Genomic DNA, 14,850 nt, shown 5'->3' on the forward strand with positions numbered 1-14,850 from the left:
GCGGTGCCTCAGGCAGCCAGCATCGCGTCGAGCTTGCCGGCGCGTTCCAGCGCGTGCAGGTCGTCACAGCCGCCGACATGAATGTCGTTGATGAAGATCTGCGGGAAGGTCGAGCCGCCATGCGCCTTTTCGATCATCACCTGCCGCACCTTCGGATCATAGGTTGCGTCATGCTCGAGGAAGGGCACGCCCTTGGTTTCCAGTAGTTTCTTGGCGGCCGAACAATAGCCACAGAACTGACGCGTATAAATGACCACTGAAGCCATGATCCTGAATCGCTCCTTCGCCGGCCACCGTGCCGGACAACTGATTGTCATATAAGACCGGATATGGCTCTTGCAAAGGTCAAAACCGTGACCGGCCCGGCCCCCGCCCGCTTCAGCGCACGGGTCGCTGCGGAGACGGTTGCACCGGTCGTATACACATCGTCCACGAGAACCACGCTTTTCCCACGGAGACCCGCCTTGCCGCTTTCCGAGATCGCGAAGGCGCCGCGCACATTGTCCTCACGCGCCTGCCGGGTGAGACCCACCTGTCGGCTTGTGCGTCGGACGCGCTTGAGCACGTCGGGTTGATAAGGCCTGCCGGAGAGCCGCGCGATGGCCCGCGCCAGTTCCGCCGATTGATTGAACCGGCGCTTCCAGAGCCGAAGAGCATGCAATGGCACCGGGATGATCGCATCGGCCGAAGCCACGGCACCGTCGCTCGCCCGGATCATCCATTCCGCCATCATCGGCGCGAGATCGGTCCGGTCGCGATATTTCAGGCCGTGCACCAGATCGCGGGCAATGCCCTCATGGATTGCCACCGACCGCAGACGGTCGAACGCCGGCGGATTGGCAATGGCTTCGGGCGAAACGGAACCCGGCCCATGGTCGACGGAAAAGGGCGTCCCGAGAATGTCGCAAAAAGGGCGCTCGATCAGCGGCAGCGTCGACCAGCAAGGCGCGCAAACAGCCCGGTGGTTGCCAATCATCTGGCCGCAACCGCAACAGACCGGCGGATAGACGAGATCGATGGCCCCGGAGACGAGTCGCCGCAGCACGCGTCCCCACCCTTCCTCCGGAAACAGCGGTCTCTCCCATGCCATGCAGTTGACTTTGAACCTCCGAAGGTCTCTTTGCTCGCCAGCTTGCGGAGACAGTATCGTGGAAAAAATCTTTGACCAGAGCCTCGTCGAGGCACATCGGGCAAGGGCGCTCAGAGACGCCGATCCGAAGGCCGGTTTCCTTCTCGATATCGTCGCGCAGGAACTCGCCGAACGCGTCAGCGTAGTCGAACGTCATTTCGATCGCGCGCTGGAGCTGCATGGCTACACCGGGCAAACCGCCCACCAACTCATGGCAACCGGCAAGGTCGGTGCCGTCGAGCGCGTCGAAACGGATACGCGTTTTGGTTCAGCGCAAAGACCGGTAACGATCGCCTCGCTCGAGGAGGTTCCGGGCGAACCGGAAAGCTTCAACCTGGTGGTTTCGCCGCTCTCCCTGCACCTGACCAATGATACGCCGGGCGCCTTCATCCAGGTTCGCCGGGCGTTGAAGCCCGATGGGCTTTTTCTGGCCGCTATCCCGGGTAGCGGTACGCTGCAGGAACTGCGCGAGGCGCTTCTGGCCGCAGAGGCGGAGTTGACGGGCGGAGCCAGTCCCCGGGTCATCCCCTTCGCCGATGTCCGCGATGTCGGCGCACTGCTGCAGCGCGCCGGCTTCGCGCTGCCGGTCACCGACACAGAAACCTATACGGTGCGTTACGATTCACTGTTTGCGCTGATCCGCGACTTGCGCGCCATGGGCATGACCAGCCCGCTCGCGGCCCGAAGCCGCCTGCCCGTCTCACGTCGCTTCTTCCTGCGGGCCGCGGAAATCTATGCCGAACGCTTCTCCGATCCGGACGGTCGCGTCCGCGCGACCTTCTCTATCATCTACCTGTCCGGCTGGGCGCCGCATGAAAGCCAGCAGAAGCCTTTGAAGCCGGGGTCCGCGAAGCAGCGGCTGTCGACAGCGCTCGGCACCAAGGAGCAACCGCTTTAACAGGGGCGGTCGGGCGCGCCTCGAACTCAAGCCCCCTGAAAGGCCGTCGCGACAGAGTTGTAGACGGCTGAGAGGACGTTGCCGATCTGTTCGGCTCCGAGGATCACGCTCAGGGAGACGATGGCGGCGATGAGCGCATACTCGATTGCGATGCCAGCGCTTCGATCACGAAACAGGCGTTTCAGCTTTTCCATGCGTCCCCAGTCCGGTTCATGTTCAATCCGAAACGTGCGGCAGCAGCCGAAAACCGGAGGGGTTCTGGTCAGCACCCGCTCTTGCGACCGTCCGCATCGATGATGCAGACCGCACCAGGCATTTCCTGCAACACGCTACGCCGTACCGTGTAGCGCTTGGTGGTCCCGCTCGAAGGGATGGAGCCGGTGGAAATGTTGTCGTAGTCGACGGGTGTATTGGCCATGATGCGCCTGTCGTTCTTCGAAGACAGCATCGGCGTCAAGATCAGCGTCAGCGCGATCACTGCCGTTCCAAACAGCAGGGACAGATTGAGCACACCCGTCCGGCGGGACTGATTAGTCACCAGATCCTTTTCCTGAACCGTGCTCCAGAAATCGTCGTCCACCATCCCAGCCTCACAAACACATGAAAGCACAGCGAACGCAAGCGCCCTTCCCAAGCTTGGTTCCACCGCACTGCCTGAAATCAGTACGCCGTTCACCAACAATGCGTACCGAAAATGAATTGAGCTATCTTTGCGCGAGGGAGATAAACGATCGATTAATAATCAATCGGATTTCGGGTAGGTTCAGAGCAAATCCATAAGAAATGGTATCAGCGGCTCGTCAGCCGGCGGCATCGGATAGTCGCGCAGGGCTTTTGGCCGGACCCATTTGATCGCCTGGCCCTCCCGTCCGATCGCCACCCCTTCGTAGCGCCGGCAGACATAGAGCGGCATCAAGAGGTGGAAATCCTCATAGGTGTGGCTGGCGAAGGTCAGCGGCGCGAGGCACGCAACTTTGGTTCGGATCCCGAGTTCCTCGTCCAGCTCACGGATCAAGGTTTCCTCGGGCGTCTCGCCGGCTTCCACCTTGCCGCCCGGAAACTCCCAGAGGCCCGCAAGCGACTTTCCTTCCGGCCGTTGCGCCAGCAGGATCCGACCGTCACTATCGACCAGAGCGCAGGCCGCAACGAGTACGATCTTCTTTCCGTTGATGTCCATGACCTCAAGCCCCAGGCGTTCTGTAGATGTAGCTGTAGACTTCGGAGAAACCGGCGCCACGATAAAGCGCGAGCGCCGCGCTGTTTTCCGCCTCGACCTGCAGCCAGGCCTTTTTGGCGCCTCGGAGGCGCGCCCAGCGCAGGCAGACGTCGAGCATCGCCTTGCCGACACCCTTCCCGCGAACCCGCTCGTCCACGGCAAACTGCATGATGCCGGCGAGGTCGTTGTCCTGAACGACGAGTGCCACGGCGGTCGGCCCGGTCTCGGCATCCTCAAACAGGAAGAGACCGCTTTCCGGCTTGATCGCGTTGATGATCTCTGCGAGTGCAGCCTTCCTCTTCGGGTCGCTCTTGGCGATCCCGATACAGGCATCAACAAAGCGGCCGATATCCTTGATCGGCAGGTGATCGATGCCTTCGCCGAACTCACGCTCGGCAAGATCGGCCGTCATCACCAGGCTGCGGCTGAATGCCGTCCAGCCTTCAGCATCCATATGGGCAACGAGTTGCGGCGGCGTCAGCGGCGTCTGGCGCACGGTCAGCGGCCGCCCGTAGTCGGCAAAGCGCCTGGCGGCCTTCTCGAGGCGCACCGCAATATCGCGATAATCGGACGGATCGAGCGGGTTGACGGAATTCAGCCGCTTGGAATCGTGACCGGCGTTGAGCCGGATCAGCCAGCTGCCGTCATATTGCACCGATGCCGCCGGCCAGGCCCGGAAGCCAACGGCCTCGAGACGGCGCACGCTCGGAAGATCTACCATTACCATTTCCCCACCTTCGGCCGCGACGTTGCCCGCCGGCCGAGCATCACTCGATGTCATCTTGCTACCTCTGGCCAGTCTGGAATGCCAGACTGCTTGCGATCGGTCGACCGGAGCCTCAGCTCCGGTAATCGCCGTTGATCTCGACATATTCCTTCGTCAGGTCACAGGTGTAGACCGTGGCGCGACCGGAGCCGAGGCCGATGTCAACGCGGATCGTGATGTCCTCAGCCTTCATGACCGCGGTGGCTGCCGCTTCCGAATAGGTCGGATCACGCTCGCCTTCGACAGCCACGCGCACGTCGCCGAACCAAATCGCCAGCCGATCGCGTTCCGCCATCTCACCCGATTTGCCGACGGCCATGACCACGCGGCCCCAATTGGCGTCCTCGCCGGCAACGGCCGTCTTGACCAGCGGCGAATTGGCGATCGACAGCGCGATGCGCTTGGCGGCTGCGTCGTTTTCCGCACCTTCGACGGTGACTGCGACCATCTTGCGTGCGCCTTCGCCATCGCGCACCACTTGGAGCGCCAGGTCGCGCAGCAGGTCGTTGAGCGCGACGCGGAAGGCGTCGAGGCGCGCGTCGGCTGCATCGGAGATCACCTGCTGCCCGTCAGCGGCCGCAGCCCCCGTTGCAAAGAGCATCAGCGTGTCGGAGGTCGACGTATCGCTGTCGACCGTGACCGAGTTGAAGGTCGGGCCGACACCGGCGGAAAGCAGAGCCTGCAATGCGGCCGGCGCGATGTCTGCATCGGTGACCACGAAGGAGAGCATCGTTGCCATGTCGGGCGCGATCATGCCGGCGCCCTTGGCGATACCGTTGATAGTGACCTTGACGCCACCGATTTCGGCCGTGCGGGTCGCAACCTTCGGATAGGTGTCCGTCGTCATGATCGCCTTGGCGGCTTCGAACCAGAAATCCTCCTTGCCGGCAACGGCCAGATCGTCGAGTACGCCGGCAAACTTGGTCGCATCCAGCGGTTCGCCGATGACGCCGGTCGATGCGAGGAACACTTCGCTCTCCGCGCAACCGACTGCCTTCGCCGCCGACTTCGCGGTCAATTCCGTGGCTTCGCGGCCCTTCTTGCCGGTAAAGGCATTGGCGTTGCCGGAGTTGACGACGACGGCGCGCGCGACGCCGCCTGAAAGGTTCTGACGGCAGAAATCAACAGGAGCGGACGGGCACTTGGAGCGGGTGAAAACGCCGGCTACGGCGGCCGGCGTGTCGAACACCATCATCAGCACGTCGGTGCGGTTCTTGTACTTGATGCCGGCAGCGGCAGTCGCCATGCGGACACCGCGAACGGAAGGCATTTCGGCGAAAGTTTTCGGAGCAAGCGGAGAAACGGAGCCGGACATGGGAAACCTGCTGTGACGTGTTGGAGCCAAAGCATTTCCAGGAAAAGTGCGTAGCGGTTTTCCGTCAGGAAATGCCTGAGAACAAAGATCTGGAGCGATTTACAACCGAAGCTGCTCCAGATCGATCTTGCGACAAATGCCCGAACGGTTTTCACCGCCGGGCATCGACAAAAAGCGGTGACGGCAGGTCCCGCCAGAGGCAGGCCTGCCGATCGAAATTACTTGGCTTCCTGCGCCTTGTTGGCCTCGTCATAGGCCTTCTTCAGCGCGGGATCGGAAATCTCGACGCCTGCGTCCTTCTTGGCGGCGGCAAGCAGTTCAACGTATTTGTCACGCATGACAAGCTGACGAACCTGCGGCTCGACCTGCTCCAGCGGCGGCGGTGCCTGCGGGCGCTTGTCTTCGACCAGGATCACGTGGAAGCCGAACTGGGTCTTGACCGGGGTCTTGGTGTAGGCGCCCTTGTCGAGCGCGAAGACGACCGTATCGAATTCCGGCACCATGCGGCCCTTGGTGAAGTAGCCGAGGTCGCCACCGTCGTCCTTGTTCGGATCGGTCGACTTCGCCTTGGCGAGATCGACGAAGCTCTTGCCGGCGTCGAGTTCCTTGATGATTTCCTTGGCCTCATCCTCGGTCTTGACCAGGATGTGACGTGCCTTCACCTCTTCCTGCGGCGGGATCGCGGCGATCTCCTTGTCGTAGCGCGCCTTCACCTCTTCCTTGGTGATGGCATCGACGACATGCTTCTTGAAGTAGGCGTTGTGCAGTTCGCGCTCGGTCAGGTAGGCGACGCGCTGCTTGAAGGTCGCATCATCCTGCAGGCCTTCCTTCTCGGCCGTCTTCGACAGGAGCTTGACGTCGATGATGGCCGAAAGCGCGGCGGCACGCTTCTGCTCTTCCGGCATCTGCTGAAGCTGCGGGTCGAGACCGCCCAGCGCGAGCGTGAGTTCGGACTGGCGCACTTCCTCGCCGCCAACCTTGGCGATCACCGGATCGGCGTCTTCCGCCCGCGCGCCACCATGAACGGCCATCGCCGCAACCAGTGCCGCGGCGGCCAGGGTTTTCAACTTGGACATGCTCACTAACCTTTCACATTAGCCTTCGGTGCAATTACCTGCGGCTTGTAGCGGCTGCACACCACCAGAATGTGGCGGTTCTGTAGCCGTCCGGCAGTGCAAGTGCGTTGACATAATTCGACCCCCCTCTTATCTGTCACGCAACCTCGCGTCCAGAACAGTTTCCGGGCGTTTCACGGCATTGCGCGGTTTTCGCGGCGCGGCCATGAGACCTAAGGCAACAAAAAAGAAAGGACCATTCGTATGGTCAGTCTCGGCGGCCTAGCCCGCAAGTTGTTTGGCTCTTCCAACGATCGCCGTGTGCGTGGCTACAAGGCCAGGGTGGATGCCATCAACGCACTTGAAGCCGACATGAAGGCTTTGTCGGACGAGGCACTCGCCGCCAAGACCGTGGAATTCCGCCAGCAGTTCGCCGACGGCAAGACGCTCGATGACCTGCTGGTGCCGGCCTTTGCAGTTGCCCGCGAAGCGGCCCGCCGCGTGCTCGGCCTGCGTCCGTTCGACGTTCAGCTCATCGGCGGCATGATCCTGCACGAACGTGCGATCGCCGAAATGAAGACCGGTGAAGGCAAGACCCTCGTCGCGACGCTTCCGGTCTATCTGAACGCGCTCGCCAGCAAGGGCGTACATGTCGTGACGGTCAACGATTACCTCGCCCAGCGCGATGCCGGCACCATGGGCCGCGTCTACAGCTTCCTTGGCCTGACGACGGGCGTCATCGTCCACGGGCTGACGGACGAACAGCGCCGCGATGCCTATGCCTGCGACATCACCTACGCTACCAACAACGAGCTCGGCTTCGACTATCTGCGCGACAACATGAAGTACGAGCGCGGCCAGATGGTCCAGCGCGGCCACTTCTTCGCAATCGTCGACGAAGTGGACTCGATCCTCGTCGACGAAGCGCGCACGCCGCTGATCATCTCAGGTCCGCTCGACGACCGCTCGGATCTCTACAACACGATCAACGAATTCATTCCGCTGCTTTCGGCCGAAGATTACGAAATCGACGAAAAGCAGCGCTCCGCCAACTTCTCGGAAGACGGCACGGAGAAGCTCGAGAACCTGCTGCGCGAGGCGGGTCTTCTCAAGGGTGAATCGCTCTACGACATCGAAAACGTCGCGATCGTCCACCACGTCAACAACGCGCTCAAGGCCCACAAGCTGTTCCAGCGCGACAAGGACTACATCGTGCGCAACGGCGAGATCGTCATCATCGACGAATTCACCGGCCGCATGATGCCGGGTCGCCGTTACTCGGAAGGCCAGCACCAGGCACTTGAAGCCAAGGAAAAGGTACAGATCCAGCCCGAGAACCAGACGCTCGCCTCGATCACCTTCCAGAACTACTTCCGCATGTATTCCAAGCTTGGCGGCATGACCGGCACGGCAGCGACCGAAGCGGAAGAATTCGGCAACATCTACGGCCTCGAAGTGGTCGAAGTGCCGACCAACCTGCCGATCAAACGTATCGACGAGGACGACGAGGTCTATCGTACGCAGGGCGAGAAGCTGAAGGCCATCATCGACGAGATCAAGTCGGCGCATGAGCGCGGCCAGCCGATGCTGGTCGGCACGACGTCGATCGAAAAGTCCGAACAGCTGGCCGACCTCCTCAAGAAGTCCGGCTTTGCCAACTTCCAGGTTCTGAACGCCCGCTATCACGAGCAGGAAGCCTTCATCGTCGCGCAGGCCGGCGTTCCGGGTGCCGTCACGATCGCCACCAACATGGCCGGCCGCGGTACCGACATCCAGCTCGGCGGCAACATCGACATGCGCATCCAGCAGGAGCTCTCGGAAGTCGAGCCGGGTCCGGAACGCGACGCCCGCATCGAGGCTATCCGCGCCGAAGTGCAGAAGCTGAAAGAGCAGGCGCTCGCCGCCGGCGGCCTTTACGTTCTCGCCACCGAGCGTCACGAAAGCCGCCGCATCGACAACCAGCTTCGCGGCCGTTCCGGCCGTCAGGGCGACCCGGGCCGCTCCAAGTTCTACCTGTCGCTTCAGGACGACCTGATGCGCATCTTCGGCTCCGACCGCATGGACAGCATGCTGCAGAAGCTGGGCCTCAAGGAAGGCGAAGCAATCGTCCATCCCTGGATCAACAAGGCGCTCGAGCGCGCACAGAAGAAGGTCGAAGCGCGCAACTTCGACATCCGCAAGAATCTTCTGAAGTACGACGACGTCCTCAACGACCAGCGCAAGGTGATCTTCGAGCAGCGCATCGAGCTGATGGATGCCGAGAGCGTCACGGAAACCGTGACCGACATGCGCACTGAAGTCGTCGAGGACATGGTCAGCAAGCGCATCCCCGAGAAGGCCTATGCCGAGCAGTGGGATGTTGCGGGCCTCAAGGCCGACGTGCAGCAATACCTCAATCTCGACCTGCCGATCACCGAATGGGCTGCCGAGGAAGGCATCGACGAGGCCGATATCCTCGAGCGCGTTTCCGCCGCTGCCGAAAAGGAAGCCGCCGACCGTGCGGAACGTTTCGGTCCGGAGATCATGCAGTATGTCGAGCGCTCGGTCGTACTGCAGACGCTCGACCATCTCTGGCGCGAGCACATCGTCAACCTCGACCACCTGCGCTCGGTTATCGGTTTCCGCGGCTACGCACAGCGCGACCCGTTGCAGGAATACAAGTCCGAGGCCTTCGAACTGTTCCAGGCCTTGCTTGGCAACCTGCGCCAGGCGGTCACCGCACAACTCATGCGCGTCGAACTGGTGCGCGAAGCAGCCGAAGCGCCGCAACCGGCACCGCCGGTCATGCACGGCCACCATATCGACCCGCTGACCGGCGAAGACGACTTCGGCGGCGGCGGCGCAACGCTTCTGGCGGCACCGCCGGTGCAGCGCGACGCGACCAATCCGCTGTCATGGGGCAAGGTCTCGCGCAACGAGCTCTGCCCCTGCGGTTCCGGCAAGAAATACAAGCACTGCCACGGCATCTACGAAGCCTAAGCAACGCCAGGGCTCTCCCGGCGCCCTTTCTCAATCGAAAAATGCCGCCTCTCTGGCGGCATTTTTCTTTCTCAAGGCCGTACCTAGCGATCGAACGTTTTCGCGTGGCCGACTTCGGCTATCGCATCGGCCGTCGATTTCAAGGTGATGATGTCGACGCCCAGAGCGCGGAGCGCGCGCGCCGCCACGCCATGGGACATGCCTGCAACAATTCCGACGACATGAGCACCGAGCAGCGGGCTGTGACCCTTCCGGGCTGCTGCCAGTGCCTGCATGATTTCCCGACCCGAGGGAGCAGCCTGATGGATGCCGGCATTTGCCGACATCGGCGTGCCGGTCGGCATCTCCGCTCTCAGACCGATTGAGCGAAGGGCATCGCCATACTGCCGTTCGATCGCGGCCCTCAGGGCTTCGGGCTCCACCCCCGCCCGTTCGAAGGCGAGACGCGCGGTGCCATCCGGCAGATCGAGTGCTGCCAAGAGGAAATGTTCGGCACCGGGTTCCCGCTGGTGATCCTGCAAAGCGTGGGCTTCCGCCCGCTCGCAGAGACGCTTGACGGTGCTCATGTCATTTAGCTTGGATTTGATTTCTTGGAACATCGCAATCCCCTTATGTGGAACTGTTATCCGCCGCCACGTCAGATAGCCGCTTGTGGGCCGCCTGTTTGGTGATGCCGAGGGCTTGGGCGATCCTGGACCACGGCCAGCCCTGGCGCAGGGCTGAACGCACGGCCTGGCGCTCGATGCTGTCGGCCAGTCGACGCAGAGCAACGACAGCGGCGAGCGCTTCGTCAGGGTCGGTCGGAACGGTAATGTCGCGCAAGTCAACCATGCGTCAACTTTAGTTGACGATATTGATGTCGTCAACTAAAGTTGACGGCCGTCGAGAGCCTGCTGCCATTGTCCTCAATCGGCATGGTTGCCCCCCATTCGTTACAACCGCGCTGAACCGTTTGTTAACGCTGTTCTGGCAGTACTGAAGCCCTGTATTGCGTAATCTCAGGGTGTTCTCGTGTTCATGGCGGTATGTCAAACGGCCGGACGAATGCTGCCGTCGGCGCTGAGACACCGTCTGTCCGCGCTGATCGGCGCAGTCGTCGCGATCCTGACCGGCACCGACATGAAGAACACGGCCAGCCGGATGGCGCTCGTCGCCTTCACGGTTCGCATATTCAGCGCCGCAATCGCCTTTCTGTCGCAGATCATCCTGGCCCGGATGATGGGTGAGTTCGAATACGGCATCTTCGTCTTCGTCTGGGTGCTGGTGATCCTCTTCGGCAGCCTCTCCTGCGTCGGCTTCCATTCCGTCGTGATCCGGTTCCTGCCGGAATATCAGGCAACTTCTGCGCTCGACGAGATCCGTGGCGTCACGACGACGGTGCGCGTTTTCGCGCTTGCCTCCGCCACCACGGTCGCCGTCGTCGGCCTGCTCGGCCTCTGGCTCTTCTCAGCGCACATCGAGGCCTACTACCTCCTGCCGCTCTATCTCGGCCTCTTCACCTTGCCGATGATCGCCCTTGGCGACGTCATGGACGGGACATCGCGAGCCCATGGCTGGGCGCTCGCTGCCCTCAGCCCCACCTTCATCATCCGCCCGCTGCTGGTGCTGGCATTCATGGTGCTGGCGGTTTCGGCGGGCGCGCCGCACACGGCGCAAACCGCGATGGTCGCAGCCATGGCGGCTGCCTATGTGACCACCGTGTCGCAGTTCCTCGTGCTCACCTACCGGCTCCGCTCGCGCTACGTGGAAGGACCCCGGCGGGTCGAGCTTGGCCGCTGGCTCCGGGTCTCGATCCCGATCTTCCTGGTCGATGGCTTCGGCTTCCTGCTGACCAATTCCGATGTCGTGATCGTCGGCCTCTATCTCGATCCCGATGACGTCGCGATCTATTTCGCAGCAGCCAAGACCATGGCGCTGGTGCATTTCGTCATGTTCGCGGTGAAGGCGGCAGCGGGTCCACGCGTTTCGACCGCCATGGCCCGTGACCGCCGGCAGCTCGCCGGCATCGCGATCGAAAGCGCGCGTTGGGCCTTCTGGCCGTCGCTTCTGGTGGGCGCGCTGGTGCTGCTCGCAGGCCCGTTCCTGCTCTCCCTCTTCGGGCCCGCCTTCGTCACCGGCATGCCCTTGATGATGATCCTCTTTGGCGGGATTCTCGCCAAGGCCTTCGTCGGGCCGGCGGAAACACTCCTGACGATGGCAGGCCAGCAGACGCTCTGCGTGATCCTTTATGCCGGTGCGCTGGTGGCCAACATCGCACTCAACCTCACTCTCATCCCTCTCCTCGGACTGAGCGGCGCTGCTCTTGCAACCGCAGGTGCAATGTTCGTCGAGGCGATGTTGCTGCATATCGCCGTCCGGCGTACCTTCGGCTTCGCGCTCTTCGCCTTCGCGAGCGTGCGGGCCGGCAATGATAACAACGGGGCTGTCCATCCATGATCGGCAATACCAATCTTCCGAGCGATGCAAACAGTCGCGCCGCCCGGGTCCTTGGCGGGCTGGCACAGCCAGGCGACGCTGGCCCGACCGCAGAGCATTTGATCGAAGTCGGCCGCCCTGGTCGCCACCTTGCCATCTACCCGGCCAAGGCCGGCTACGAGTTGCAGCGTGAGCTCGACTTCCTGTCGAACCGGGCGCTCGAGCCGAACGTCTTCTTCACCGGCCGCTTTCTTGCCCCGGCGATGCCGCGCCTTGAGGAACGAGTGATCCGGCTCGCGATCATGCGAGACAACGATGAACGCCGCAGCCGACTGCGCTTCCTGATGCCGTTCTCGATCGAAAAGCCCGGCTTCTCGATCGGTGCGCCAATCATTCGCGCCTGGTCGAACCCCTTCGGTCCGCTCGGCGTCCCACTGCTCGACGCCGAGGATGCGGCCGAGACCATCGACAATTTGTTCGAGGCGTTTGCAGCACCGGCAACCGGCCTGCCCTCGATCCTGGTGCTGCCCGACATGCGATTGAACGGCAAGGTCGCCCGCCTCACCCGCGCCGTCGCCATCGGCCGCAACCTGCCTCTGACAGTGACCGACACGTTCAGCCGGCCGATGCTCGAAAGCCTGCTCGACGGCCCGACCTATCTTCGCAACGCCATCAGCCCGGCGCATTTCCGCGAGTTGCGCCGTCAGTGGAACAACCTCGCAAAAGAAGGCGTGCTGAACTATTCGGTCGCTCGCCAGCCCGCGGAGATCCGCCTGCGCATGGAGGAATTCCTGGCGCTCGAAGCATCCGGATGGAAGGGGAAGAGCCGCAGCGCCATGGTACTCGATCGGTTCCGGGCGGCCTTTGCCCGCGAGGCGATCACCAATCTTGCCGACGGCGACAGCGTGCGCATCCACACGCTCGACCTCGACGGCCATGCGATCGCATCCATGGTCGTGTTCCTGATGTCGGGCGAGGCCTACACCTGGAAGACCGCCTACGACGAGCGTTATGCCAAGTTCTCGCCCGGCAAGCTGCTGCTTGCGGAACTGACGGAGTGGCACCTCGACGATGCCAACATCGCCCGTTCCGATTCCTGCGCCGTGCCGGACCACCCGATCATGAGCCGGTTCTGGCAAGAGCGCGAGGACATGGGCACGCTGGTGATCGGCCTGCAGCAGACCCGCGACCGAGAAGTACGCCAGGTCGCCGCCCAGCTCCACCTCTACCGCAACACCCGCAACATGGCGCGGATCCTGCGCGACAAGATCAAGGCGCTGGCCGGGCGCTAGCGCAATTCCAGGAAAAGTGTGCGCGGTTTTCCGTCCGAAATTGCGCTATTTTCAACGCGCTGGCCCGGTCAGCCAAGCTGACGCTGATGTGGGTCAGGATGCCGACGCTCTAACCTCGTCTCCGCGCGCCTCTGCGGCAGCCTGCTCACGCAGGAATCGTCTGATCACCTTGCCCGAGGTCGTCAGCGGCAGGCTGTCGACGAAGGCGATCTCGCGCGGATACTCGTGCATCGAGAGCCGGGTCTTCACCCACTCGCGAATAGACGTTGCGACACGCTCGTCACCAACCACGCCGGGCCTGAGCACGACATAGGCCTTGACGATCTCGGTGCGAACCGGATCGGGCTTGCCGACGGCAGCGGCGAGCTGCACATCCGGATGACCGGCAAGGCAATCCTCGATCTCCCCGGGACCGATGCGGTAACCCGACGAGGTGATGACATCATCGTCGCGGCCGAAGAAGGTGAAATAACCCTCCTCGTCCATCACGCCCTGGTCCCCCGTCGTCATCCAGTCGCCGATGAACTTCTTCTCGGTCGCCGCTTCGTTGCCCCAATAGCCGAGGAACATCACCGGATCCGGTCGCTTCACCGCCACCTGACCGACGCTGCCGGCCGGCAGTTCGCGGCCGTCGCCGTCGATGATCGCGACACGATGGCCGGGTGCCGCCTTGCCCATCGCTCCCGGCTTGACGACGCCGAGATCGGCGGCCGAGGAGATGACGATGTTGCACTCGGTCTGGCCGTAGAACTCGCTCACTTCGAGACCGAGCGCCGCCTTTGCCCATTCATAGGTTTCGCGACCGAGGGACTCGCCGGCCGAACCGATGGTCCGCAGATTGAGGCGATAGCGCTCGCGCGGATTTTCGACCGCCTTCATCAGCCTGAGCGCCGTCGGCGGAATGAAGGCGTTGCGCACGTCCATCTCTTCCAGGATGCGGAACGCCGTATGCGGATCGAACTTCTGCGCCGGCGACGACACGACGGGGACACCATGCAGCAGCGACGGCAGCAACGCGTTGAGCAAGCCACCCGCCCAGGCCCAGTCGGCCGGCGTCCACATGCGGTCGCCAGGCTGCGGCAGAAAGTGATGGTGGAACTCGAAGCCCGGCAGATGGCCGAGCAGCACACGATGCCCATGCAGCGCGCCCTTCGGCGGTCCTGTGGTGCCCGAAGTGTAGATCATCAGGGCCGGATCGTCGGGTCCGGTATCCGCCGGAAAAAAGCCGGAAGTGTCGCCGGACGCAAGTGCCGAAAAGGCAATCGTGTCTGGCTGCGGTTCGTCCTCTGCCAGCACGACCAGCCGCAGGTCCGGCAGCCGGTCACGGATCGCGGCGATACGCTCGAAGCCGAAAGCGTTGGTGACAACAGCCGAGACGCCAGCGTCGCGCAGCCGGTATTCGAGTGCCTCGACGCCGAAGAGCAGCGCGAGCGGCAGGGCAATCGCACCATGCTTGTAGATCGCCGCATGGGCGATCGCCGTTTCGAAACCTTGCGGCAACAGGATCGCAACGCGCTCGCCGGTGGCAATGCCTTCCCCCGCAAGCCCCTTAGCAAGGGCCGAGGATTGCCGGGCGAGTTCACCATAGGTCAGCGCCCGATGCGCGCCGTCGGGGTCGAAATGCTGAAGACAGACACGCTCCGGGTCGCGCGCCGCCCAGGCATCGCTGACCGCCACGCCGATGTTGAACCTTTCCGGGATCTGCCATCGGAAGGCGCGGTAGAGTTCGTCGTAAGTCTCTATTCTCGGTAACATGACGCTGCCATGACAGATTTGTGCTGCAGC

Annotated in this window: 15 protein-coding genes; 4 read left to right on the top strand and 11 right to left on the bottom strand. The window is 62.7% G+C overall.

The window, feature by feature from the left end; genetic code table 11:
• Positions 1 to 8 precede the first annotated feature (8 nt).
• Together grxC and PWG15_RS14615 are read right to left on the bottom strand one after the other, a co-directional pair.
• Positions 9 to 266, bottom strand: coding sequence for a glutaredoxin 3 (gene grxC / locus PWG15_RS14610; RefSeq protein ID WP_065377243.1), 258 nt, complete (start codon positions 264 to 266; stop codon positions 9 to 11).
• A gap of 47 nt (positions 267 to 313) precedes the next feature.
• The gene (locus tag PWG15_RS14615) at positions 314 to 1,090 is read right to left on the bottom strand and encodes a ComF family protein (RefSeq protein ID WP_275020940.1); all 777 of its coding nucleotides are present in this window, start codon (positions 1,088 to 1,090) and stop codon (positions 314 to 316) included.
• Positions 1,091 to 1,148: 58 nt separating this feature from the next.
• On the opposite strand from PWG15_RS14615, the gene PWG15_RS14620 reads away from it, so the two are divergent.
• Positions 1,149 to 2,027 (top strand): methyltransferase domain-containing protein, encoded by an 879-nt coding sequence (locus tag PWG15_RS14620; RefSeq protein WP_275020941.1) that lies wholly within the window; start codon positions 1,149 to 1,151, stop codon positions 2,025 to 2,027.
• A 26-nt stretch (positions 2,028 to 2,053) separates the two neighbouring features.
• Here PWG15_RS14620 and PWG15_RS14625 read toward each other — a convergent pair whose 3' ends face one another.
• From PWG15_RS14625 to PWG15_RS14650, 6 genes are all read right to left on the bottom strand, one after another.
• Positions 2,054 to 2,221, bottom strand: coding sequence for a Flp family type IVb pilin (locus PWG15_RS14625; protein ID WP_082616149.1), 168 nt, complete (start codon positions 2,219 to 2,221; stop codon positions 2,054 to 2,056).
• Positions 2,222 to 2,289: 68 nt separating this feature from the next.
• On the bottom strand, positions 2,290 to 2,610 hold the full coding sequence (locus PWG15_RS14630) for a hypothetical protein (protein WP_057254791.1): 321 nt from the start codon (positions 2,608 to 2,610) through the stop codon (positions 2,290 to 2,292).
• 180 nt (positions 2,611 to 2,790) lie between these two features.
• A complete protein-coding gene (gene mutT, locus PWG15_RS14635) occupies positions 2,791 to 3,204 on the bottom strand; it encodes an 8-oxo-dGTP diphosphatase MutT (RefSeq protein WP_275020949.1) in 414 nt (137 codons plus the stop codon).
• Between the two features lie 4 nt (positions 3,205 to 3,208).
• Entirely contained in the window at positions 3,209 to 4,024 is an 816-nt protein-coding gene (locus PWG15_RS14640) for a GNAT family N-acetyltransferase (RefSeq protein ID WP_275020951.1), read from the bottom strand.
• A gap of 58 nt (positions 4,025 to 4,082) precedes the next feature.
• Entirely contained in the window at positions 4,083 to 5,324 is a 1,242-nt protein-coding gene (gene argJ / locus PWG15_RS14645) for a bifunctional glutamate N-acetyltransferase/amino-acid acetyltransferase ArgJ (protein ID WP_275020954.1), read from the bottom strand.
• Positions 5,325 to 5,542: 218 nt separating this feature from the next.
• Positions 5,543 to 6,400 (bottom strand): peptidylprolyl isomerase, encoded by an 858-nt coding sequence (locus tag PWG15_RS14650; protein ID WP_275020956.1) that lies wholly within the window; start codon positions 6,398 to 6,400, stop codon positions 5,543 to 5,545.
• A gap of 243 nt (positions 6,401 to 6,643) precedes the next feature.
• Between PWG15_RS14650 and secA the strand changes: the two genes are divergently transcribed.
• Complete coding sequence (gene secA / locus PWG15_RS14655) at positions 6,644 to 9,358, top strand: preprotein translocase subunit SecA (protein WP_275020957.1); 2,715 nt, start codon at positions 6,644 to 6,646, stop codon at positions 9,356 to 9,358.
• A gap of 83 nt (positions 9,359 to 9,441) precedes the next feature.
• Here the strand turns inward: secA and PWG15_RS14660 are convergent, their stop codons facing one another.
• The gene (locus PWG15_RS14660; RefSeq protein WP_275020960.1) at positions 9,442 to 9,957 is read right to left on the bottom strand and encodes a Clp protease N-terminal domain-containing protein; all 516 of its coding nucleotides are present in this window, start codon (positions 9,955 to 9,957) and stop codon (positions 9,442 to 9,444) included.
• Positions 9,958 to 9,967: 10 nt separating this feature from the next.
• Entirely contained in the window at positions 9,968 to 10,189 is a 222-nt protein-coding gene (locus tag PWG15_RS14665; RefSeq protein ID WP_275020962.1) for a hypothetical protein, read from the bottom strand.
• A 213-nt stretch (positions 10,190 to 10,402) separates the two neighbouring features.
• Here PWG15_RS14665 and PWG15_RS14670 point away from each other — a divergent pair, with 213 nt between their 5' ends.
• Positions 10,403 to 11,794 carry a lipopolysaccharide biosynthesis protein gene (locus tag PWG15_RS14670; protein WP_275024431.1) on the top strand — a complete coding sequence of 464 codons (1,392 nt, stop codon included), beginning with the start codon at positions 10,403 to 10,405 and terminating at the stop codon, positions 11,792 to 11,794.
• On the top strand, positions 11,791 to 13,065 hold the full coding sequence (locus tag PWG15_RS14675; protein WP_275020963.1) for a GNAT family N-acetyltransferase: 1,275 nt from the start codon (positions 11,791 to 11,793) through the stop codon (positions 13,063 to 13,065). The genes PWG15_RS14670 and PWG15_RS14675 overlap by 4 nt, the downstream gene beginning before the upstream one ends.
• Positions 13,066 to 13,158: 93 nt before the next feature.
• Here PWG15_RS14675 and PWG15_RS14680 read toward each other — a convergent pair whose 3' ends face one another.
• Positions 13,159 to 14,820, bottom strand: a complete 1,662-nt coding sequence (locus PWG15_RS14680) for an AMP-binding protein (protein WP_275020965.1) — start codon at positions 14,818 to 14,820, stop codon at positions 13,159 to 13,161.
• Between the last annotated feature and the right edge of the window lie 30 nt (positions 14,821 to 14,850).

It is taken from the genome of Ensifer adhaerens, from assembly GCF_028993555.1.
Lineage (GTDB): Bacteria > Pseudomonadota > Alphaproteobacteria > Rhizobiales > Rhizobiaceae > Ensifer > Ensifer adhaerens_I.